Source organism: Pseudomonas sp. B5(2017) (assembly GCF_002112825.1).
GTDB classification, from domain to species: domain Bacteria; phylum Pseudomonadota; class Gammaproteobacteria; order Pseudomonadales; family Pseudomonadaceae; genus Aquipseudomonas; species Aquipseudomonas putida_Z.
Map to the genome: position 1 here is coordinate 74,272 of NZ_NEIR01000005.1, position 21,395 is coordinate 95,666.

A 21,395-nucleotide genomic window follows, 5' to 3' on the forward strand; every position below is an offset into this window, starting at 1 on the left:
TACCTGTAGGAGCGGCCTTGTGTCGCGATGGGCTGCAAAGCAGCCCCCCAAAATCCCTCAGAACTGCTCGGCATCCAGCAGGTACAACGACTCACTCCCCGCCTTCACCGAAGCCACCAGCGAATCCACCCGCGGCAGCAACCGCGCAAAGTAGAACCGCGCCGTACCCAGCTTGCCCGAATAGAACGCTGCATCCCCCTCACCCGCCTTCGCCGCCCGCGCCATCAATGCCCACATGTAGGCATAGGCGACATAACCAAAGGCATGCAGGTACTCGACAGAAGCCGCGCCAATCTCGTTCGGGTTGCCCTTGGCCTGTTCCAGCACCCACTCGGTCAGCCCGTCGAGTTGATCGAGACCGGCAGCCAACGGCTTGGCAAATTCATCCAGCTCGCTACCCGCGCTGGCAATGAACTGGCGAATCTCGTCGGAGAACAGCCGGTAGTACGCCCCACCACTGGCCACCACCTTGCGCCCCATCAGGTCGAGGGCCTGGATGCCGTTGGTGCCTTCGTAGATCTGCGTGATACGCACATCGCGCACCAGTTGCTCCTGCCCCCATTCGCGAATGTAGCCATGCCCGCCGAACACCTGCTGGCCGTGCACCGCGCACTCCAGGCCCAGGTCGGTTAGGAAAGCCTTGGCCACCGGCGTCAGCAGTGCCACCAGCTCTTCGCTGCGCTTGCGCACGGCGGGGTCTTCGCTGTACTTGGCACTGTCCAGCTGCATGGCCACGTAGCTGGAGAAGGCACGGCCACCCTCGATCAGCGCCTTCATGGTCAGCAGCATGCGGCGCACGTCCGGGTGGACAATGATCGGGTCAGCGGCCTTGTCCTTGGCTTGTGGCCCGGTCGGGGCGCGGCTTTGCAGGCGGTCGCGGGCGTACTCCACGGCATTCTGGTAGGAGCGCTCGGCCGAAGCCAGGCCCTGGATACCAACACCCAGGCGCTCGTAGTTCATCATGGTGAACATGGCCGCCAGGCCCTTGTTCGGCTCACCGACGAGATAGCCGACCGCTTCGTCGAAGTTCATCACGCAAGTGGCCGAGGCCTGGATGCCCATCTTGTGCTCGATCGAGCCACAGGTGGCCGGGTTGCGCGCCCCCAGGCTGCCGTCTTCATTGACCAGGAACTTCGGCACCAGGAACAGCGAAATGCCTTTCGGCCCCGCCGGTGCGTCCGGCAGCTTGGCCAGCACCAGGTGGATGATGTTCTCGGTCAGGTCGTGCTCGCCGCCGGTGATGAAGATCTTGGTGCCGCTGACCTTGTAGCTGCCGTCGGCCTGGGGCTCGGCCTTGGTGCGGATGATGCCCAGGTCGGTACCGGCATGCGGCTCGGTCAGGCACATGGAACCGGCCCACACGCCGGCGTACATGTTCGGCAGGTACTTTTCCTTCAGCGCTTCACTGGCGTGGGCATTGATCGACAGGCAGGCGCCGGCAGTCAGCATCGGGTACAGGCCGAAGGACAGGCTGGAGGCGTTGACCATTTCCTCGACCTGGGCCGAGATGACCTTGGGCATGCCCATGCCGCCGAACAGCGGGTCGCCGCCCACGCCCACCCAACCGCCTTCGGCGTAGGTGTTGTAGGCCTCGATGAAACCGGCTGGGGTACTTACCGCGCCGTTTTCCCAGTGACAGCCCTCTTCGTCGGCGGCACGGCTGAGCGGTGCGATGGACTTGGCAGTGACCTTGCCGGCTTCTTCCAGCACCGCCATGGCCGTGTCGGCATCGACAACCTCGGCCAGCCCGGGCAACTGCGCCCACTGCTCGGCCACGTTGAAGACTTCATTCAGTACGAAGCGCATGTCGCGCAGGGGCGCTTTATATTCAGCCATGACAACCTCTCGCTAGTCGGTTCGGGGCGGTCTCGGGGAACCGCGACACTGGGTTGCAGGCAGTGTAACCGAACAACTTTTACGAGACATAGGGTCATCACTAGACCGTACAGTCTATTTCGGTCACGCCGTGCGCACTGCCCCTCGCTGCGATTGTTGCCCATGCACCATGACACAATTGCGCCCCGCGCCCTTGGCGCTGTACAGCGCCTGGTCGGCGGATTTCAGCACGGCTTCGGGGTTACGATGATCGGCCTGACGCTCGGCCACGCCGATGCTGATGGTGACCGACACCGTGCCGCCACTGCTGCCCGCCCGCCGTTGGCGCCCGGTGGTATCGTCCTGCGGGCGGTTGTGCTGGTCGCGCAGGTGCATCACGTAATTGGCGATCACTTCGCGCACGGCCTCCACGTGCGGCACGCATTCCTCGGCGGTCTTGCCAGCAAACACCAGGGCGAATTCCTCGCCGCCATAGCGGTAGGCGCGGCCACCCCCGGTGACCTTGGACAGGCGGCTGGCAACCAGGCGCAGCACCTGGTCGCCGACGTCGTGGCCGTGGGTGTCGTTGAATTTCTTGAAGTGGTCGACATCGGTCATGGCGATCACATAGTTGCGCCCCAGGCGCTGCATGCGCTCGTTCAGCGCACGGCGCCCCGGCAGGCCGGTCAGCTCGTCGCGGAAGGCCATCTGGTAGGCCTCGTGCGCCACCGCTGCGGCGATCATCAGCATCACCTGGCTGCACATGATGTTCAGGGTGAACGGCAGGATGAAGGTTTGCGGCAGCATCCAGAAGATGCCCAGCAGGCCCATCACCTGCGCAGCGTGCAGCGGCCGTGGCGCACGCAGGTATTGCACCACCAGCAGGATGAATACGCCGAGGAACAGCGGGTAGACCATCTGGATCAGGCTCATCCACTGGCCATGCAAGGTTGGCCAGCGGATTTCCGCCAACCAGGTCAGCAGCGCTTCGGGGTAGCTTTGCTCCAGGGCCACTGCCACGCTGCCCACGGCAAACAGCACGGCGCCACGGGCGACCAGGTCCTGCAGCAGGTGGGTGCGCTCCTGCCAGGCACCATACAGCCCGAACAGGGTGGGCAGCAGCAGGCACACCAGGTGGAAGATCACCGCCGCGTCCTCGCGCACGCGGCCATGGTCACGGTAGAAGTCGGTCTGGGTGTCGAGCAGGTAGTAGGCGATGTACACCGTGAGCATCAGGAACAGCTCGCGCTGGCGACGGTACACCGCACAGTAGGCTCCGCCCAGCAGCAGGACCAAGGTGGGCAGGACGTTGAACAGCGATGTGAAAAAGACACTGAGGTCTCTCACATAGGCCGCGGCGAGGCCTGCCAGCAAAAGAATCAGCGAAGGCAGGAAGTGGCTCGCGCGAACAGCGTTAAAACGAAACAAGGGTAATCTCCAACCCGGCAGATCAATGGTGGCATTGTGCCCTTACTTCATCGGCAGTGCACATGAACAGTTGAATTTCGAATCAGACTCGATTCCTTGTAGGAGCGGCCTTGTGTCGCGATCGGGGTGCGTAGCGGCCCCAGGATTTCTGCCACAGCAAAGATCGCCGGGGCTGCTTTGCAGCCCATCGCGACACAAGGCCGCTCCTACAAGGGGACCGCGCCGGACCTGAAGAAATAAAAAACCCGCCTGCCGGTGAAGGCAGGCGGGTTTGGTTTACAGCGGCAGGATCAGTACGACAGGCCGAAGTGCTCTTCGTCCATCGCCATCAGGTTGTTGGCACCCGACAGCATGGTCGCCACGTGGGTACGGGTACGCGGCAGGATGCGCTGGAAGTAGAAGCGCGCGGTCTGCAGCTTGGCGGTGTAGAACGCTTCTTCGCTGGTGCCGGCAGCCAGTTTCTCGGCCGCCAGGCGGGCGATGTCGGCCCAGAAGTAGGCCAGGCAGGCGTAGCCGGAATACATCAGGTAATCCACCGAGGCCGCACCCACTTCTTCGCGGTCCTTCATGGCGGCCATACCCACTTTCATGGTCAGCTCGCCCCATTCCTTGTTCAGCGCCGCCAGCGGTTCGACGAACTCCTTGACCGCTTCGTTGCCTTCCTGCGCCTGGCAGAACTTGTGCACGATCTTGGTGAAGCCCTTCAGCGCTTCGCCCTGGGTCATCAGCACCTTGCGGCCGAGCAGGTCCAGGGCCTGGATGCCGGTGGTGCCTTCGTACAGCATGGAAATGCGGCTGTCGCGCACGTTCTGCTCCATGCCCCACTCGGCGATGAAGCCGTGGCCACCGTAGATCTGCACGCCATGGTTGGCGGCTTCGAAGCCGACCTCGGTCATGAACGCCTTGGCGATCGGGGTCAGGAACGCCAGCAGGGCATCGGCCTTCTTGCGCTCTTCTTCATCCTGGCTGTACTTGACGATGTCCACCTGCTTGGCAGTGAAGTACACCATCGCGCGGTTGCCTTCGGCGAAGGCCTTCATGGTCAGCAGCATGCGACGCACGTCCGGGTGGACGATGATCGGGTCAGCAGCCTTGTCCGGTGCTTTCGGGCCGGTCAGGGAACGCATCTGCAGGCGCTCACGGGCGTACTTCAGACCACCCTGGAACGCTACTTCGGCGTGGGCCAGGCCTTGCAGCGCGGTACCCAGGCGAGCGGTGTTCATGAAGGTGAACATGCAGTTCAGGCCTTTGTTGGCCGGGCCGATCAGGTAGCCGGTAGCGCCGTCGAAGTTCATCACGCAGGTGGCGTTGCCGTGGATACCCATCTTGTGTTCGATCGAGCCGCAGCTCACGCCATTGCGCTCGCCCACACCGCCTTCGGCGTTGGGCAGGAACTTCGGCACGATGAACAGCGAGATGCCCTTGGTGCCAGCCGGTGCGTCCGGCAGGCGGGCCAGGACGATATGGACAATGTTGTCGGCCATGTCGTGCTCACCGGCCGAAATGAAGATCTTGGTGCCCGACACCTTGTAGCTGCCATCAGCCTGTGGCTCGGCCTTGGTGCGCAGCATGCCCAGGTCGGTACCGCAGTGCGGCTCGGTCAGGCACATGGTGCCGGTCCACTCGCCGGATACCAGCTTGGTCAGGTAGGTGTGCTGCTGCTCGGCGGTGCCGTGCGCAGAGATGGTGTTCATCGCGCCGTGCGACAGGCCCGGGTACATGCCCCACGACCAGTTCGAACCACCGACCATTTCGCTCAGGGCCAGGCCCAGCGATTCCGGCAGGCCCTGGCCGCCGTGCTCGACGTCATGCGCCAAGCTCGGCCAGCCGCCTTCGACGAACTGTTCGTAGGCCTCTTTGAAGCCGGTAGGGGTTTTCACGCCCGATTCGCTCCAGGTGCAACCTTCCTGGTCACCCACGCGGTTCAGCGGCGACAGCACCTGCTCACAGAACTTCGCGCCTTCTTCGAGGATCGCGTCGACCATGTCGGGCGTGGCGTCCTGGCAACCCGGCAGGCTCTGATAGTGCGCCTCATAGCCGAGCAGCTCGTCGCGAACGAAGCGGATATCACGCAAGGGGGCTTTGTAATCAGGCATTGCGATGAACCTCTAGGTGAGTTCTGTGGGGTGACCCGCACTTGGCGGCCGTCGATCAAACAGTTGTTTGAAACTTACGTTTAGCTCCGCCTTATGTCAAGGATGGACTATGGTGCCATTTACGCCACGAAAAATGGCAAAAGCGCCAAGCCATGATATGTACCCCTGTGGGAGCGGGTTTACCCGCGAATGGGCCAGCCCGGAAAACAGAGGTGTCCGGGCGGACGCATTCGCGGGTAAACCCGCTCCCACAGGGATAGCGTTAGGTTCGGGAAGGGCCGCCGTATCAGGCGTAGGTGTCGATGATCCGGCCGAGCATTTCGTCGGATGCCTTGGCGACCTTTGCGCCAAGCTCGACTTCGAGTTTGCCCACGGCCAGCTGCACGGTGCTGGTGGCCAGGTCCATCTGCTGGCTGCGGTCGACCGCGCGCAGGCGTTCGGCCTGAAAATCGCTGGACTGGCTGGTGGCGCTACGTTCGGCGGTGGTGCTGGCGATCTGGCTGGCGGCCTGATCGACGCGGTTCTGGCCGGTCTGGATTGCGCTCAGGCCCGCGTAGTAGGCGGAGCTACCGGTGATTTCCATGTCAGGACTCCATTGACGCTGGATGACGAACAGGCCCAATTAAAGCAGGCCAGGGGTGAAAAGGCCCGTTTAAATCCCTAATGGCCTGGTGCCATTTGATAGGCCTTGGGTATTCCTGCACTGGCCTCTTCGCGGGTAAACCCGCTCCCACAGGTACTGCACAAGTCTCAAAAACTGTGGAGATCCTGTGGGAGCGGGTTTACCCGCGAAAGGGCCTGGCCTGGAAACGGCTAATCCAGCAGATCCAGCTGAAGGTGTTCAGCCACCATGTCGGCACTGGCCTGCTTCAATTTGGGCACACGCCCCAGGCATGGCGCTGGCAAACGCTCGGCCAGGCTGGCCAGGTTCTCTTCCAGGCGCGAAGTACGCGGCTCGATGATGTTCGCCACCCATCCCGCCAATTGCAGCCCGTCACGGGCAATCGCCTCGGCGCTGAGCAAGGCGTGGCTGATGCACCCCAGTCGCACCCCCACCACCAGGATCACCGGCAACTTCAAGGCAATGGCCAGATCGGACAAGTTGGCCTGCCCCGACAACGGCACGCGCCAGCCACCGGCCCCCTCGATCAGGGTGAAGTCGGCATCTTGTTGCAGCACATTGCGCATCGCCGCCAACAGTTCCGGCACGGCAAGCGTTACTCCCGCCTCGCGCGCTGCCACATGGGGTGCGATAGCCGGTTCGAAGGCAAACGGGTTGACCTGTTCGTAGGGCAGCTTGATCGTGCTTTCATCGATCAGCGCCTGGGCGTCACTGTTGCGCAAGCCTTTCGGTGTCATGGTGCAACCGGAGGCCACCGGCTTGGCCCCCAGCGTGCTCATGCCCTGCAACCGTGCCGCATGCAACAGCCCGGCAGCGATGGTGGTCTTGCCAACATCGGTATCGGTACCGGCAATGAAATAGGCCTGGTTCATCTCGCTCCCCTTACACCTGTGGCTTGCGCAACAAACCATAGACCACCTGATAGGTGGCTGGCAGCCCCTCAGGCTGGCGAAACGCCTCATAAGCCTGCAGCAGGCCCTGAATGCGTGCCCGGCCGGTAAGCCCGGAAGGTCGGCCAGGGTTCAGGTTGTGAGCACCGAGGGCCTTGAGTTCATGGGTCAGGCTGCGTACATCCGGGTAGTGCAGCACGTGCGGGCAGCGCTGCAGCCCGAGCTGTTCGAAGCCGCTGGCTGCGCACAGGCGCTGATAGTCCTCGAAACGGCGGAAGCGGTTCACATGCACCAGGCCATCCACCGCCTGCCAACTGGCGCGCAGTTCATCGAGCGTACCCACACACAGGCTGCTGAAGGCCAGCACGCCGCCCGGGCGCAGCACTCGCAGCGCTTCTGCCAGCACGCTGGCGAACTGGTCGCACCACTGCACGGCCAGGCTGGTGAACACCAGGTCGACGCTGGCATCACGCAGCGGCAAACGCTCGGCGTCACCGGCCACGTGATAGAGCGCCCCGCCCTGTTCGTTGCGGGCATGGCACAACATGCCCTCGGCGATATCCACCGCCACACCGCTGGCCTGGGTGAAACGCTCGGCCAGCGCCCGGCTGAAATGGCCGGTGCCGCTGCCCAGGTCCAGCCAGCGTGACGGCTGCAGGCCTTCCGGCAACTGCTCCAGCAAGCTCGAACCCACCGCGCGCTGCAAGGCTGCCACGCTGTCGTAGCTGGCTGCGGCGCGGGAGAACGAGGCCGCTACCTGGCGCTTGTCGGGCAGCGCGCCGGGCAAGGTTGGACGGGAAAGGTCAGTCATCGCCACTCTCATGCAGGAAACTCTTGATGCCCGCCGCCAGTTCCTGCGGGTACTCCAGCAGAAACGCGTGGGAACTGTCTTCGACCAGGCCCACTTCCACATCGGGCAGCAGCTCGCTCAGCGCTTTTGCCGCCTCTGCCGGCACCAGCGCATCGCTGCCGGCGAACAGGTGCAACTGCGGGCCACCGTAGGCCTGCAGTGCTTCGCGGGTGTCCAGCCTGGCCAGCACCTCAAGGCCGGTGGCCAGGTACAGCGGGTCGGTGTCCGGTACGCCGACACCAAGCTGGCGCAGCAGGGTACGCGGTTGCAGGGCACCGTCGCTGCACAAGGTACGGAAGCGCTTCAGGGTGACCTGGGTATGGCTGCGGCAGCCGTCGAGGAAGGTGCCGAAAGTGTCTTCGGCCATGCCGTGGGGCCAGTCGGGGCGCGCCACGAAACTGGGGTTGCTGGCCAGGGTCAGCAGGCCGCAGCAATGGTCGCCGCGCTTGTGCGCCAGCGCGCTGGCCAGCATGCCGCCTAACGACCAGCCGCCCAGCCAGACATCGCTCGGCAGCTTGCGGTCGAGGTGGTCGACCCAGGCCTGCACATCGCTGTCGGCCAGTTCCGGCAAGGGCATCAGCTCTACCTGCAGGCGGGCGTCCTGGGCACGCAGGCTGGCGGCCAGCGGCTCCAGAGAAGCAGTGCCCAGGCCCCAACCAGGCAACAGAACAAGTCGATTACGCATCGGCGCTCTCCAATTGTGGATAACACTCGGCCAATGCATTCAACAATAGCTGCACCTGCGCCTCGCTGTGCGCGGCGCTCAATGTCACCCGCAGGCGTGCGCTGCCCGCCGGCACGGTGGGCGGGCGGATGGCCGTCACCAGCAAGCCGCGCTCGCGCAGCATGCGTGACAGGCGCAGGGCCTGTGCGCTGTCGCCGATGACGATCGGCTGGATCGGCGTCGGGCTGTCCATCAATGCCAGGCCGATCTGCTGCGCGCCTTCACGGAACTGGCGGATCAGCGCGGCCAGGTGCTCGCGGCGCCAGGCCTCGCGACGCAGCAGTTCCAGGCTCTTGAGGGTGGCGCAGGCCAGCGCCGGTGGCTGGCTGGTGGTGTAGATGTACGGGCGGGCGAACTGCACCAGCGCCTCGATCAGTTCTTCGCTGCCAGCCACAAAGGCGCCAGCGGTACCACAGGCCTTGCCCAGCGTACCGATCAACACCGGCACATCTTCAACGCCCAGGCCGAAGTGCTCGACGATACCGCCACCCTGGGTGCCGAGGGTGCCCAGGCCATGGGCATCGTCGACCATCAGCCAGGCACCGCGGGCGCGGGCGACATCGGCCAGCGCCGGCAGGTCGGCCAGGTCGCCGTCCATGCTGAACACGCCATCGGTCACTACCAGGGTATTGCCGACGGCCTTGTCCAGGCGGCTGGCCAGGCTGGCCGGGTCGTTGTGCAGGTAGCGGTTGAAACGGGCGCCGCTGAGCAAGCCGCCATCCAGCAGCGACGCGTGGTTCAGGCGGTCCTGCAGCACCGTGTCGCCCTGCCCCACCAGCGCGGTGATGGCGCCCAGGTTGGCCATGTAGCCGGTGGAGAACAACAGCGCGCGCGGGCGCCCGGTGAGTTCGGCCAAGGCCTCTTCCACCTGGTGGTGCGGCGTACTGTGGCCGATCACCAGGTGCGAGGCACCGCCACCGACACCCCAACGCTCTGCGCCGGCCTGCCAGGCGGCAATCACCTCGGGGTGGTTGGCCAGGCCCAGGTAGTCATTGCTGCAGAAGGCCAGCATACGCTGGCCATCGACCACCACTTCCGGCCCCTGCGGGCTTTCCAGCAGTGGCCGCTGCCGATACAGGTCTGCGGCGCGCCGTTCGGCCAGGCGCGCCGCCAGGTCGAAGGCCATTTCAGGCTGTCGCGGCGTTGTAGAACATCTCGCTGCTGCGCTGCTCGACCAGCGCCTGCTCGATGGCCGCCTGGTGCACTTCGTCGGCGTGCTCTTCACGCGCTTCGGGCTTGATGCCCAGGCGTGCGAACAGCTGCATGTCCTTGTCGGCCTGCGGGTTGGCGGTGGTCAGCAGTTTTTCGCCGTAGAAGATCGAGTTGGCGCCAGCCATGAAGGCCAGGGCCTGCATCTGCTCGTTCATCTGCTCGCGGCCGGCGGACAGGCGCACGTGCGACTTGGGCATGAGGATACGGGCAACGGCCAGCATGCGGATGAAGTCGAACGGGTCGACGTCTTCTTCCTCGGCCAGCGGCGTGCCGGCCACCTTGACCAGCATGTTGATCGGCACCGACTCCGGGTGCTCGGGCAGGTTGGCCAGCTGGATCAGCAGGCCGGCGCGGTCGTCCAGCGACTCGCCCATGCCGAGGATGCCGCCGGAGCAGATCTTCATCCCGGCATCGCGCACGTAGGCCAGGGTCTGCAGGCGCTCGCTGTAGGTGCGGGTGGTGATGATGCTGCCGTAGAACTCCGGCGAGGTGTCGAGGTTGTGGTTGTAGTAGTCCAGGCCGGCCTGGGCCAGGGCCTTGGTCTGCTCCTGGTCGAGCTTGCCGAGGGTCATGCAGGTTTCCAGGCCCATGGCCTTCACGCCTTTGACCATCTCCAGCACGTAGGGCATGTCTTTGGCCGACGGGTGCTTCCACGCCGCGCCCATGCAGAAGCGGGTAGAACCGATGGCTTTGGCGCGGGCGGCTTCTTCCAGCACCTTCTGCACTTCCATCAGCTTCTGTTTTTCCAGCCCCGTGTTGTAGTGGCCGGACTGTGGACAATATTTGCAATCTTCCGGGCAGGCGCCGGTCTTGATCGACAGCAGGGTCGAAACCTGCACGCGGTTCGGGTCGAAATGCGCGCGGTGCACGGTCTGCGCCTGGAACAGCAGGTCATTGAATGGTTGCTGGAACAGCGCCTTGACCTCGGCCAGGGACCAGTCGTGACGTGTTGTTGCAGTTGTGCTGGCGCTCATTGGCGTTTCCTTGTTTAGGCTGAAGCAGGCGCCGGGACAGGAAAGCCCGCCAGCGCATCACGGATAGCTCGCATAGTCATGGAAGGCCTATGAACTGTCAACCACACTGGAAAAGACTGGTTTACAAGTGCTCACTTATTAACCAATCGTGTTTACTGTGCGATGAACCTGCCGAGCAGGCCTACCCGCTGTGCGTCGCCTGCGAGCAGGAACTGCCCTGGCTGGGCGATCATTGCCTGCGCTGCGCCCTGCCGTTGCCCATGGCCGGCCTGACCTGCGCTCAGTGCCAGCGCCGCGCACCGGCCTTCGAGCAGGTGCTTGCACTGTGGCATTTCGGCTTTCCGGTGGACACGCTGATCAGCCGTTTCAAGCACAACCGCCAGTGGCCCTTGGGGCGCCTGATGGCCGAATTGCTCGGGCATGGGCTGCTGCACCGCTTTACCGAAGGGCTGCCGCGCCCCGACCTGTTGTTGCCTGTACCCTTGGCCAAACGTCGACTACGGGAGCGGGGGTTCAACCAGGCGGGGATGCTCGGGCGCTGGCTGTCGTCGCAGGTGGGGGTACGTTGCGACGAGCGGTTGCTGCTGCGCACACGGGAGACACCTGCGCAGCAACAACTGGACGCCAAGGCCAGGCGACGCAACTTGCGCCAGGCGTTTGCGGTCAAGGGCAAGCTGACGGGCAAGCATGTCGCCATTGTCGATGACGTGTTGACCACCGGTGCGACCGCGCAGGCAGTTGCCGAAGTGCTGCGCAAGGCCGGTGCGCGGCGGGTGGATGTGTATTGCCTGGCGCGCACGCCCAAGCCGGGGTATGTATGAGCAAGCGCGGATCGCCCGGTGTAGGAGCGGCCTTGTGTCGCGATCGGGCTGCGCAGCAGCCCCAGCGATATTTGCCAAGGCATGAATCGTGGGGCCGCTTCGCGCCCCTTTCGCGACACAAGGCCGCTCCTACACACTATCCATCCTCAGGCCCCCACAAGACCGAATGCCCATGCCCCTGCCCCCCCACCTCACCCAGCACATCGCCCGCCGCCCCCAGCGCATCGCGCTGCTGCAGCATATTGCCGAAGAAGGTTCGATCACCCGCGCCGCCAAGGCTGCGGGCATCAGCTACAAGGCCGCCTGGGACGCCATCGACGAACTCAACAACCTGGCCAGCCAGCCCCTCGTCGAGCGCAGTACCGGCGGGCGTGGTGGCGGTGGTGCCCGTCTGTCGCCGGAAGGCCAGCGGGTGCTGCGCCTGTATCAGAGGCTGCAGGCCCTTCAGGCGCAAATCCTCGAAGCGGCCGAGGAGTCCAGCGACCTCGACCTGCTCGGCCGGCTGATGCTGCGTACCAGCGCGCGCAACCAGTTGCAGGGCCAGGTCAGTGGCCTGCGCCGCGAGGGACGGCATGATCGCGTCAGCCTGGCGTTGGGCGGAGGGTTGGAGATCGAGGCGTTGATCACCCAGGACAGCACCGCACGGCTGGAACTGACGCTGGGTACGACGGTAGTGGCGCTGCTCAAGGCAGGGTGGGTGAGGTTGCTGGCCGACGAGGAAGAGGCCGAAGTGGGTAGCAATTGCCTGCGGGCGACGGTGGAGGAGGTGCTGGCGGAGGCTGATGGGCCTGGTGAGGTCCGGTTGGCGTTGGGGAATGGGCAGACGTTGTGTGCGTTTGCCGAGACGGATTGGTTGGCTGGGCAGCGGGTGGCAGCAGGCAGTTCGGTGCGGGTTCAATTTCATCCCTCTTATGTATTGCTTGGGATTCCTGCATAGCCTGGCCGCCAGGGAAACGATGCACCTGTGGGAGCGGGTTTACCCGCGAAGAGGCCGGTACAGGCATAACGCGCTACCATGGCCCCCACGCCGCCTACCCCCGGAGCCACCATGTCCCACCCCTTCGACACCCTCACCCCCGACCTGGTCCTGGACGCCGTGGAAAGCCTGGGCTTTCTCAGCGATGCCCGGGTGCTGGCGCTGAACAGCTACGAAAACCGCGTCTACCAGGTGGGCATCGAGGGCGCGCAACCGCTGATCGCCAAGTTCTACCGCCCAGGCCGCTGGAGCGACGCGGCCATCCTCGAAGAGCACAGCTTCACCGCCGAACTGGCCGACTGCGAAGTGCCGGTGGTCGCCCCGCTGCAGCACAACGACCGCACCCTGTTCGAACACCAGGGCTTCCGCTTCACCCTGTTCCCCCGCCGCGGCGGCCACGCGCCAGAGCCGGGCAACCTCGACCAGCTCTACCGCCTCGGCCAGTTGCTCGGCCGCCTGCACGCCGTGGGCGCCAGCAAACCGTTCGAGCACCGCGAAGCGCTGGCTGTGGACAACTTCGGCCATGCATCGCTGAATACCCTGCTGGAAGGCGACTTCGTCCCCCGCGAACTGCTGCCAGCGTTCGAATCGGTAGCTCGCGACCTGCTCAAGCGGGTGGAGGACATCTATGCCCGCACGCCGCACCAGCTCATCCGCCTGCATGGCGACCTGCACCCCGGCAACCTGATGCACCGCGACGAGGTGTACCACGTGGTCGACCTCGACGACTGCCGCATGGGCCCGGCGATGCAGGACCTGTGGATGATGCTGGCCGGCAGCCGCGAGGAGCGCCTGGGGCAACTGGCCGAACTGATCGACGGCTACAACGAGTTCCACGACTTCGACCCGCGCGAGCTGGCCCTGATCGAGCCCCTGCGCGCCCTGCGCCAGCTGCACTACAGCGCCTGGCTGGCGCGGCGCTGGGACGACCCGGCATTCCCGCCGAGCTTCCCCTGGTTCGGCCAGCCACGCTACTGGGGAGACCAGATTCTCGCCCTGCGCGAGCAAATGGCCGCACTGGATGAAGCGCCGCTGAAATTGTTCTAGAAGCACGCCCGCCTCTGTCTACAATAGGCGTCGCTTTATTTAGCTACCTAAGCAAGGATTCTGCATGCACGCCGCAAACCCGCGTCGCGGGTACCTACTGGGCCTCAGCGCCTACATCATCTGGGGGCTGTTCCCCCTGTACTTCAAGGCAATCCAGAGCGTCCCGGCGGTGGAGATCATTGTCCACCGGGTGCTCTGGTCGGCTTTGTTCGGCTCGTTGCTGCTACTGGTGTGGAAACACCCTGGCTGGTGGCGTGAACTGCGTGACAACCCGCGCCGGCTGGGCATCCTGGCCCTGAGCGGGGCGCTGATCGCCGGCAACTGGCTGACCTACGTATGGTCGGTGAACAACGGGCGCATGCTCGAGGCCAGCCTGGGTTACTACATCAACCCACTGATCAATGTGCTGCTGGGCATGCTGATTCTCGGCGAGCGCCTGCGCCGCCTGCAGTGGCTGGCCGTGGCCATGGCCGCCGTGGGTGTGGCCCAGCAGGTGTGGCAGGTGGGCAGCCTGCCGTGGGTGTCGCTGGTGCTGGCGCTGAGCTTCGGCTTCTATGGGCTGATTCGCAAACAGGCACCGGTGGCGGCGCTGCCGGGCCTGGTGGTGGAAACCTGGATGCTGGTACCGCTGGCCCTTGGCTGGCTGTTGCTGCACCCGGCGGCGACAAGTGCCCAGGGCGCGTTCTACACCAGCAGCGAAGCGTTGTGGCTGATGGCTGCGGGGCCGGTGACACTGGTGCCGCTGGTGTGCTTCAACGCTGCCGCGCGGCACTTGCCGTATACCACGCTGGGCTTCCTGCAGTACCTGGCGCCGACCCTGGTGCTGCTGCAGGCGGTGCTGCTGTTCGATGAGCACTTGTCGTCGAGCAACTTGGTGGCGTTCATGTTCATCTGGGCGGGTTTGGCGATTTACAGCGTCGATGCGTGGGTCAGTTTGCGCAAGCGTAGCTGATCAAAAAATGATCACAACTCTGCAGGCCTTGTGATTCGTGGCCTGCAGAGACATCTCCAAAGGTTATCCACACCCTCGTCCCCGTGCTTTGTGCACAAGCTGCTGATTTTTGGGTGTTTTTTGATCAAAGCCGTGCAAGGCGCGCGTGGCCTGGGCTGGAGAGGGGAACCCCCAGGTTATCCACAGGCCCTTCCCCGTGATATCGGGATAACCGCAGGGGGCTGCTTTGCAGCCCATCGCGACACAAGGCCGCTCCTACAGGGGAACGCGTAACCCTTGTAGGAGCGGCCTTGTGTCGCGATGGCCGCGAAGCGGCCCGGCAATCTCGGATCAATCCTCCGGCCGCAGCTTCAACTCCACCATCAAGTCGTCCGCCAGGCTCTCCAGCTTCTGCTGCAAATCCTCCAGCGACAGGGTCAACGGCAATGCCAGCAAGGCATCGGCATGGAACAGCGGTTCGCTGCTCATGGGCGCCGGCCGCACCTCAGTGGTAAACCGCTCAAGGTTCACCCCCAGGTCCGCCAGCAAGCGGGTGATATCACGCACGATCCCCGGCCGGTCATTACCTACCAGCTCCATTGCTATCGGCTTCCAGGTACACGACGGCTCGATGCCGCTCTCGGCGATCAGCACGCGAATGTCATATCGGACCAACCCCTGCAGCGAAGCCACCAACTCGTCGTAGTTTTCCGCCGGCACCGCCACCCGCAGGATGCCGGCAAACTGCCCGGCCATGCGCGACATGCGGCTTTCCAGCCAGTTGCCACTGTGGTCGGCGATGCACTGGGCAATGCGCTCGACCTGGCCGGCCTTGTCAGGGGCAATCACAGTCAGTACAAGATGATCCACAAGCCCTTCCTCGTGTCGGACCGCGCCGTGCGGCAGAAAATCGGGGGATCGACTCAGTATAGGCAAGGCGCGGCAACCTGCCGCAGGGCAATCCGCATAACGAATCGTGTACTGTTTCAAGATTTATCTGGAACAATCCACCTGTTTTTTGCGAACATACTCACTCCCAGCGTGACCATACGCGACCAACGGGTCGCATAACGGCGCTTTTAGTCTGATTTTGCCCCGCCTACTGCTTCATGTAGTATCCCGTGGCGCGGACTACAAAACGTCGTTTGGATGTCTGCCAAGGCGCCTGTGAAAATACGCACACTGTCTGCCAGCCGGTCTGGCAGGCCGCACCCAGCCGCGCTCGGGGCTTTACTCGGGGGCATGCACTGGTGCCGTGTTTAGAGAAGCGCTACAGGCTTAATACAGAAGAGCGAAATAGCTGAGCAGAGTGAGGCAAGCAATGACTGGATACGTTCAAGTCGGTGGCCTTCAGGTCGCCAAGGTCCTGTACGACTTCGTGAACAACGAAGCCATCCCGGGGACCGGCATCGTCGCCGAGCAGTTCTGGGCGGGTGCAGAGAAGATCATCAATGACCTCGCTCCAAAGAACAAAGCCCTGCTCGCCAAGCGCGACGAGCTGCAAGCCAAGATCGACGCCTGGCACCAGGCACGCAAAGGCCAGGCCCACGACGCCGTAGCCTACAAAGCATTCCTCCAGGAAATCGGCTACCTGCTGCCACAAGCCGACGATTTCCAGGCCACCACCCAGAACGTGGACGAAGAAATCGCCCACATGGCCGGCCCGCAGCTGGTCGTACCGGTGATGAACGCCCGCTTCGCCCTGAACGCCGCCAACGCCCGTTGGGGTTCGCTGTACGACGCGCTGTATGGCACCGATGCCATCAGCGATGAAGGCGGCGCCGAGAAAGGCCAAGGCTACAACAAGGTACGTGGCGACAAGGTCATCGCCTTCGCCCGCGCCTTCCTCGACGAAGCCGCGCCACTGGCGGCCGGCTCGCATGTCGACTCCACCGGCTACCGCATCGAAGGTGGCAAGCTGGTAGTTGCCCTGAAAGGCGGCAGCAACAGCGGCCTGCGTGACGACGCCCAGCTGATCGGCTTCCATGGCGATGCCGCCGCGCCGACTGCCGTGCTGCTCAAGCACAACGGCCTGCACTTCGAAATCCAGGTCGATGCCAGCACCCCGGTCGGCAGCACCGACGCCGCCGGCGTGAAAGACATCCTGATGGAATCGGCGCTGACCACCATCATGGACTGCGAAGACTCGGTTGCCGCCGTCGACGCCGACGACAAGGTGATCGTCTACCGCAACTGGCTGGGCCTGATGAAAGGCGACCTGGCCGAAAGCGTGAGCAAGGGTGGCAAGACCTTCACCCGCACCATGAACCCGGACCGCGAGTACGCCGCGCCCAACGGCGGCAGCGTGACCCTGCACGGTCGTTCGCTGCTGTTCGTGCGCAACGTTGGCCACCTGATGACCAACCCGGCGATCCTCGACGCCCAAGGCAACGAAATCCCCGAAGGCATCCAGGACGGTCTGTTCACCAACCTGATCGCCCTGCACAACCTCAATGGCAACACCAGCCGCAAGAACACCCGCAGCGGCAGCGTGTACATCGTCAAGCCGAAGATGCACGGCCCGGAGGAAGTAGCCTTCGCCGCCGAGATCTTCAGCCAGGTCGAAGACCTGCTGGGCATGAAGCGCAACACCGTCAAGGTCGGCATCATGGACGAGGAGCGCCGTACCACGGTCAACCTCAAGTCGTGCATCAAGGCCGCAGCCGAGCGCGTGGTGTTCATCAACACCGGCTTCCTTGACCGCACCGGCGATGAAATCCACACCTCGATGGAAGCCGGCGCCGTGGTGCGCAAGGGCGCCATGAAGAACGAGAAGTGGATCGGTGCCTACGAGAACAACAACGTCGACGTTGGCCTGGCCACCGGCCTGCAAGGCCGTGCGCAGATCGGCAAAGGCATGTGGGCCATGCCCGACCTGATGGCGGCCATGCTCGAGCAGAAGATCGCCCACCCGCTGGCCGGTGCCAACACCGCCTGGGTGCCGTCGCCGACCGCCGCCACCCTGCATGCGCTGCACTACCACAAGGTGGACGTACAGGCGCGTCAGCGTGAACTGGCTTCGCGTACCCCGGCGTCGGTGGACGACATCCTGTCCATCCCGCTGGCCGCCGACACCAACTGGTCGGCCGAAGAGATCCGCAACGAACTGGACAACAACGCTCAGGGCATCCTCGGCTACGTGGTGCGCTGGATCGACCAGGGTGTGGGTTGCTCGAAGGTGCCGGACATCAACAACGTCGGCCTGATGGAAGACCGCGCCACCCTGCGCATTTCGGCCCAGCTGCTGGCCAACTGGCTGCGCCATGGCGTAGTCAGCCAGGAGCAGGTGCTGGAAAGCCTCAAGCGCATGGCCGTGGTGGTCGACCAGCAGAACGCCGGCGACGCCCTGTATCGCCCGATGGCACCGCACTTCGACGACAACGTCGCGTTCCAGGCTGCGGTAGAGCTGGTGGTGGAAGGTGGCAAGCAGCCGAACGGCTATACCGAGCCGGTACTGCACCGCCGTCGCCGCGAGTTCAAGGCGCGTAACGGGTTGTAAGCGACATCTGCGACAGGGGGCCGCTTTGCGGCCCTTTCGCGACACAAGGCCGCTCCTACAGGTACCGCGCAAGGCTGAGGTCTGGCGCAGTACTTGTAGGAGCGGCCTTGTGTCGCGAAAGGGCTGCAAAGCAGCCCCACTCCTGCACTACTCGATCTTCAGTTCTTTCTTCACCAGCTCCAGCAGCCTGTCCAGATCGACCGGCTTCAGCAGAAAATCCACAACCCCCAGGTGCATCACGTCCACCGCCTCTTTCACATCGGTGTCGCCCGACACCACGATGATCGACAACGCCGCCCGTTCCGACTCGCGAATCTGCCGGATCAGGTCCAGGCCATCCTCGGGCTGCATGCGCAAATCCGTGATCATCAAGCCGATTCGTTGCTGGTAGTGCAGGTATAGCCTGGCTTCCTCGGCCCCATCCGCTCCGACACAGTCGATCCCCCGGCTTTTCAGGTACAGGATCAGCGCCTCACGGTTCACTGCATTGTCATCCACCACCAGCACCAACGGCTTGGCAGCCACGGGCGCACTTACGACTGCCAATGCCTCGCGCTCGGCGTCGCTCAGGATGTCGTGTTGCTCAGGCATGCTCATCTCGTCAAAAAAATTCCGCTTCAGCATTAGGACCGCAGAACTTGCGCAACCCGGCTGGCCTTTCGTCGGGTCTTTGACAGGGGCGCTCATAGACTTACGTCCAATGGGCACCACCCCGCCGCAAGCCGACCATGGAGGCAGAGAACAACATGGCCGGCACCTATATATAGATATATATAGTTCGGCATAGCGATACGGTCAGTTTCATGAGTAAAAAGGACGCCTACAGCCAGGCGGGCAGGACAGCAGTGCTGCAGAACATCCAGGGCACCCTGCAGTTCCTGCAGCGTTTTCCGCCGTTCAACCAGATGGAACACAGCCACCTGGCCTACCTGGTCGAACAGTGCCAGCTGCGCTTCTATGCCAGCGGCGAAAGCATCGTCAAACCTGCCGACGGGCCGGTCGAGCACTTCTACATCGTCAAGCAGGGCCGCGTGGTGGGTGAGCGCCAGCACCTGGTCAAGCCTGGTGTGGAGACCACCTTCGAAATCACCAGCGGCGAATGCTTCCCGCTGGCTGCCCTGCTCGGCGAGCGAGCGACCCGTACCGAGCACCTGGCCGGTGAGGACACCTTCTGCCTGCAGCTGAACAAGGCCGCGTTCATCCGCGTGTTCTCGATGTCGGAAGTGTTTCGGGATTTTGCCCTGCGCGGGGTCAGCAGCCTGCTCGACCAGGTCAATCAGCAGGTACGCCAGCGCGCGGTGGAAACCCTCGGCACCCAATATTCGCTGAACACGCCACTGGGTGAACTGGCCATGCGCCACCCGGTGGTGTGCAGCCCCGACACGCCCCTGCGCGACGCCGTGCGGCTGATGCACGAGCAGCAGGTCGGCAGCATCGTGGTGGTCGACCCGCAGCGCTACCCCACCGGTATCTTCACCCTGCGCGACCTGCGCCAGGTGGTGGCTGCGGCCGATGCCGACCTGGGCGCGCCCATCGCGCGGCACATGACCGCCCAGCCATTCTACCTCAGCCCCCAGGCCAGCGCCTTCGACGCAGCCATGGCCATGACCGAGCGGCATATCGCCCACGTATGCCTGGTGGAAAAACGACGCCTGTGCGGTGTGGTTTCGGAGCGCGACCTGTTCTCCCTGCAACGGGTCGATCTGGTGCACCTGGCGCGCACCATCCGCCATGCGCCACGCCTGGATACCCTGGTCTCGCTGCGCGGCGAAATCAGCCAACTGGTCGAGCGCATGCTGGCCCATGGCGCGTCCTCCACGCAGATCACCCAGATCATCACCCTGCTCAACGACCACACCGTGTGCCGGGTGATCGAACTGGCGCTGGCCGAGCGCGGTGACCCGGGCGTGCCGTTCAGCTGGCTGTGCTTTGGCAGCGAAGGGCGGCGTGAACAAACCCTGCACACCGACCAGGACAACGGCATCCTCTTCGAAGCCGCCGACGGCGCCGAAGCCAACGCCATCCGCGCACGGCTGCTGCCGCTGGCGCAATACATCAACCAGTGCCTGGCCCAGTGTGGCTTCACCCTGTGCAAGGGCAACGTCATGGCCGGCAACCCAGAGCTGTGCCTGTCGCGTAGTGAGTGGGCGCGGCGTTTTTCCGGTTTTGTCCGTGAAGCCAGCCCGGAGAACCTGCTGGGCTCGAGCATCTATTTCGACCTGCGCGTGGTGTGGGGCGACGAGCAAGGTTGCGAGCAGCTGCGCCAGGGCCTGCTCGAGCAGGTGGCCGATAACCGCATCTTCCAGCGCATGATGGCTGACAACGCCCTGCGTCAGCGCCCACCGGTGGGCCGCCTGCGCGAGTTCGTGCTGACCCGCCAGGGCAACGACAAGGCCGCCACCCTCGACCTCAAGGTCCAGGGCCTGACGCCCTTCGTCGATGGTGCCCGGCTGCTGGCCCTGGCCAACGGCATCGGTGCCTGCAATACCCTGGAACGCCTGCGCCAGCTGGTGGCCAAGGGCGTGATCGAGGCACTGGACGGCGCAGCGTATGAAGAGGCCTACCACTTCATCCAGCAAACCCGCATGCAGCAGCACCAGCGCCAGACCCGCGACAACCTGCCCTATTCCAACCGCCTGGACCCGGACAGCCTCAACCACCTGGACCGGCGCATCCTGCGCGAGTCCCTGCGCCAGGCCCAGCGCCTGCAAAGCAGCCTGGCCTTGCGGTACCAGCTATGAGCCTGTTCGCCTGGCTGCGCCCCAGTGCGCCCGAACTGGACCATGCCACGCGCCAGCGCCTGGCCCGGCTGCCCAAGGCCGCGCCCCTGGGGGTGTGTACCCTGCGCGAGCAGCGCTGGGTGGTGCTCGACCTGGAGACCAGCGGCCTGAACCCCAACCGTGACCAGGTGCTGTCGGTTGGCGCCGTGGCCATCGAGGATGGCGCCATCGACTTTGCCCAGCAGTTCGAACGCACCCTGCACCGGCCTTTGCAGAAGACCAACGCCAGCGTGCTGATCCATGGCCTGGGCCCGAGTGCCCTGGCTGCCGGTTGCGACCCGGCCGAGGCCTTGCTCGACCTGCTCGACTTCATTGGCAATAGCCCGGTGCTGGCATTCCACGCGCCGTTCGACCAGCGCATGCTGGCCCGTGCGCTGAAGGAAAGCCTGGGCTATCGCTTGCACTCGCCCTTCCTGGATGTTGCCGAGCTGGCACCGATGCTCAACCCCGACACAGTGCTGCGCGAGGCCGGGCTGGATGACTGGGTGGCGCGGTTTGGCCTGCAGGTAGAGGAGCGCCATCATGCCAGCGCCGATGCCCTGGTTACCGCCGAGCTGGCGCTGATCCTGTTCAGCCAGGCCCGGCGCCAGCAGCTGGACAGCCCGCTGCAGCTGGAGCAGCGGCTGCGCGGCTGGCGGCGGCGGAAAGCGCACAATCACGGCCTGTGAAGATCCTGTAGGAGCGGCCTTGTGTCGCGAAAGGGGCGCGCAGCGGCCCCACATTTTCAGCT

The 21,395-nt window shown here is 64.3% G+C and carries 18 protein-coding genes; 7 read left to right on the forward strand and 11 right to left on the reverse strand.

All coding sequences use genetic code 11. The features are described from left to right. Positions 1–57: 57 nt before the first annotated feature. From CAG00_RS09125 to bioB, 9 genes are all read right to left on the reverse strand, one after another. Complete coding sequence (locus CAG00_RS09125; protein WP_085664091.1) at positions 58–1,836, reverse strand: acyl-CoA dehydrogenase C-terminal domain-containing protein; 1,779 nt, start codon at positions 1,834–1,836, stop codon at positions 58–60. 123 nt (positions 1,837–1,959) lie between these two features. Next, complete coding sequence (locus CAG00_RS09130; RefSeq protein ID WP_025337436.1) at positions 1,960–3,243, reverse strand: diguanylate cyclase; 1,284 nt, start codon at positions 3,241–3,243, stop codon at positions 1,960–1,962. Positions 3,244–3,533: 290 nt separating this feature from the next. Continuing rightward, positions 3,534–5,339 (reverse strand): phenylacyl-CoA dehydrogenase, encoded by a 1,806-nt coding sequence (locus tag CAG00_RS09135; protein WP_085664092.1) that lies wholly within the window; start codon positions 5,337–5,339, stop codon positions 3,534–3,536. 286 nt (positions 5,340–5,625) lie between these two features. Continuing rightward, on the reverse strand, positions 5,626–5,922 hold the full coding sequence (locus tag CAG00_RS09140; RefSeq protein WP_003258614.1) for a hypothetical protein: 297 nt from the start codon (positions 5,920–5,922) through the stop codon (positions 5,626–5,628). A gap of 230 nt (positions 5,923–6,152) precedes the next feature. Beyond that, a complete protein-coding gene (gene bioD, locus CAG00_RS09145; RefSeq protein WP_085664093.1) occupies positions 6,153–6,833 on the reverse strand; it encodes a dethiobiotin synthase in 681 nt (226 codons plus the stop codon). A 10-nt stretch (positions 6,834–6,843) separates the two neighbouring features. Beyond that, positions 6,844–7,662 (reverse strand): malonyl-ACP O-methyltransferase BioC, encoded by an 819-nt coding sequence (gene bioC, locus CAG00_RS09150; protein WP_085664094.1) that lies wholly within the window; start codon positions 7,660–7,662, stop codon positions 6,844–6,846. Continuing rightward, complete coding sequence (locus CAG00_RS09155; protein WP_085664095.1) at positions 7,655–8,386, reverse strand: alpha/beta fold hydrolase; 732 nt, start codon at positions 8,384–8,386, stop codon at positions 7,655–7,657. The genes bioC and CAG00_RS09155 overlap by 8 nt, the downstream gene beginning before the upstream one ends. After that, a complete protein-coding gene (bioF, locus tag CAG00_RS09160) occupies positions 8,379–9,551 on the reverse strand; it encodes an 8-amino-7-oxononanoate synthase (protein WP_085664096.1) in 1,173 nt (390 codons plus the stop codon). Before bioF ends, CAG00_RS09155 begins: the two co-directional genes overlap by 8 nt. Position 9,552: 1 nt before the next feature. After that, positions 9,553–10,611, reverse strand: a complete 1,059-nt coding sequence (gene bioB, locus CAG00_RS09165; RefSeq protein WP_013970556.1) for a biotin synthase BioB — start codon at positions 10,609–10,611, stop codon at positions 9,553–9,555. A gap of 89 nt (positions 10,612–10,700) precedes the next feature. On the opposite strand from bioB, the gene CAG00_RS09170 reads away from it, so the two are divergent. From CAG00_RS09170 to rarD, 4 genes are all read left to right on the forward strand, one after another. Beyond that, positions 10,701–11,432: a ComF family protein gene (locus CAG00_RS09170; protein ID WP_085664097.1), complete on the forward strand. Its 732-nt coding sequence runs from the start codon at positions 10,701–10,703 to the stop codon at positions 11,430–11,432. 172 nt (positions 11,433–11,604) lie between these two features. Continuing rightward, positions 11,605–12,369 carry a TOBE domain-containing protein gene (locus tag CAG00_RS09175; protein WP_085664098.1) on the forward strand — a complete coding sequence of 255 codons (765 nt, stop codon included), beginning with the start codon at positions 11,605–11,607 and terminating at the stop codon, positions 12,367–12,369. A gap of 111 nt (positions 12,370–12,480) precedes the next feature. Then, complete coding sequence (locus CAG00_RS09180) at positions 12,481–13,455, forward strand: serine/threonine protein kinase (RefSeq protein WP_085664099.1); 975 nt, start codon at positions 12,481–12,483, stop codon at positions 13,453–13,455. A gap of 64 nt (positions 13,456–13,519) precedes the next feature. After that, a complete protein-coding gene (rarD, locus tag CAG00_RS09185) occupies positions 13,520–14,407 on the forward strand; it encodes an EamA family transporter RarD (RefSeq protein WP_013970552.1) in 888 nt (295 codons plus the stop codon). Positions 14,408–14,737: 330 nt separating this feature from the next. Here the strand turns inward: rarD and CAG00_RS09190 are convergent, their stop codons facing one another. After that, positions 14,738–15,256 (reverse strand): glycine cleavage system protein R, encoded by a 519-nt coding sequence (locus CAG00_RS09190; protein ID WP_085591348.1) that lies wholly within the window; start codon positions 15,254–15,256, stop codon positions 14,738–14,740. 451 nt (positions 15,257–15,707) lie between these two features. Between CAG00_RS09190 and CAG00_RS09195 the strand changes: the two genes are divergently transcribed. Beyond that, complete coding sequence (locus CAG00_RS09195) at positions 15,708–17,885, forward strand: malate synthase G (RefSeq protein WP_085664100.1); 2,178 nt, start codon at positions 15,708–15,710, stop codon at positions 17,883–17,885. A gap of 147 nt (positions 17,886–18,032) precedes the next feature. Here the strand turns inward: CAG00_RS09195 and CAG00_RS09200 are convergent, their stop codons facing one another. After that, entirely contained in the window at positions 18,033–18,572 is a 540-nt protein-coding gene (locus CAG00_RS09200) for a response regulator (RefSeq protein ID WP_085664101.1), read from the reverse strand. A gap of 116 nt (positions 18,573–18,688) precedes the next feature. On the opposite strand from CAG00_RS09200, the gene CAG00_RS09205 reads away from it, so the two are divergent. Continuing rightward, positions 18,689–20,626, forward strand: coding sequence for a DUF294 nucleotidyltransferase-like domain-containing protein (locus CAG00_RS09205; protein WP_085664102.1), 1,938 nt, complete (start codon positions 18,689–18,691; stop codon positions 20,624–20,626). Beyond that, a complete protein-coding gene (locus CAG00_RS09210) occupies positions 20,623–21,333 on the forward strand; it encodes a PolC-type DNA polymerase III (protein ID WP_025337421.1) in 711 nt (236 codons plus the stop codon). Before CAG00_RS09205 ends, CAG00_RS09210 begins: the two co-directional genes overlap by 4 nt. Positions 21,334–21,395: the final 62 nt, after the last annotated feature.

Bases quoted from the DNA above. Each gene is read 5' to 3' on its own strand.
- CAG00_RS09125 (WP_085664091.1), bottom strand. From the start codon at position 1,836: ATGGCTGAATATAAAGCGCCCCTGCGCGACATGCGCTTCGTACTGAAT.
- CAG00_RS09135 (WP_085664092.1), bottom strand. From the start codon at position 5,339: ATGCCTGATTACAAAGCCCCCTTGCGTGATATCCGCTTCGTTCGCGAC.
- CAG00_RS09140 (WP_003258614.1), bottom strand. From the start codon at position 5,922: ATGGAAATCACCGGTAGCTCCGCCTACTACGCGGGCCTGAGCGCAATC.
- bioD (WP_085664093.1), bottom strand. From the start codon at position 6,833: ATGAACCAGGCCTATTTCATTGCCGGTACCGATACCGATGTTGGCAAG.
- bioC (WP_085664094.1), bottom strand. From the start codon at position 7,662: ATGACTGACCTTTCCCGTCCAACCTTGCCCGGCGCGCTGCCCGACAAG.
- CAG00_RS09155 (WP_085664095.1), bottom strand. From the start codon at position 8,386: ATGCGTAATCGACTTGTTCTGTTGCCTGGTTGGGGCCTGGGCACTGCT.
- bioF (WP_085664096.1), bottom strand. From the start codon at position 9,551: ATGGCCTTCGACCTGGCGGCGCGCCTGGCCGAACGGCGCGCCGCAGAC.
- bioB (WP_013970556.1), bottom strand. From the start codon at position 10,611: ATGAGCGCCAGCACAACTGCAACAACACGTCACGACTGGTCCCTGGCC.
- CAG00_RS09170 (WP_085664097.1), top strand. From the start codon at position 10,701: ATGAACTGTCAACCACACTGGAAAAGACTGGTTTACAAGTGCTCACTT.
- CAG00_RS09175 (WP_085664098.1), top strand. From the start codon at position 11,605: ATGCCCCTGCCCCCCCACCTCACCCAGCACATCGCCCGCCGCCCCCAG.
- CAG00_RS09180 (WP_085664099.1), top strand. From the start codon at position 12,481: ATGTCCCACCCCTTCGACACCCTCACCCCCGACCTGGTCCTGGACGCC.
- rarD (WP_013970552.1), top strand. From the start codon at position 13,520: ATGCACGCCGCAAACCCGCGTCGCGGGTACCTACTGGGCCTCAGCGCC.
- CAG00_RS09195 (WP_085664100.1), top strand. From the start codon at position 15,708: ATGACTGGATACGTTCAAGTCGGTGGCCTTCAGGTCGCCAAGGTCCTG.
- CAG00_RS09200 (WP_085664101.1), bottom strand. From the start codon at position 18,572: ATGAGCGCCCCTGTCAAAGACCCGACGAAAGGCCAGCCGGGTTGCGCA.
- CAG00_RS09205 (WP_085664102.1), top strand. From the start codon at position 18,689: ATGAGTAAAAAGGACGCCTACAGCCAGGCGGGCAGGACAGCAGTGCTG.
- CAG00_RS09210 (WP_025337421.1), top strand. From the start codon at position 20,623: ATGAGCCTGTTCGCCTGGCTGCGCCCCAGTGCGCCCGAACTGGACCAT.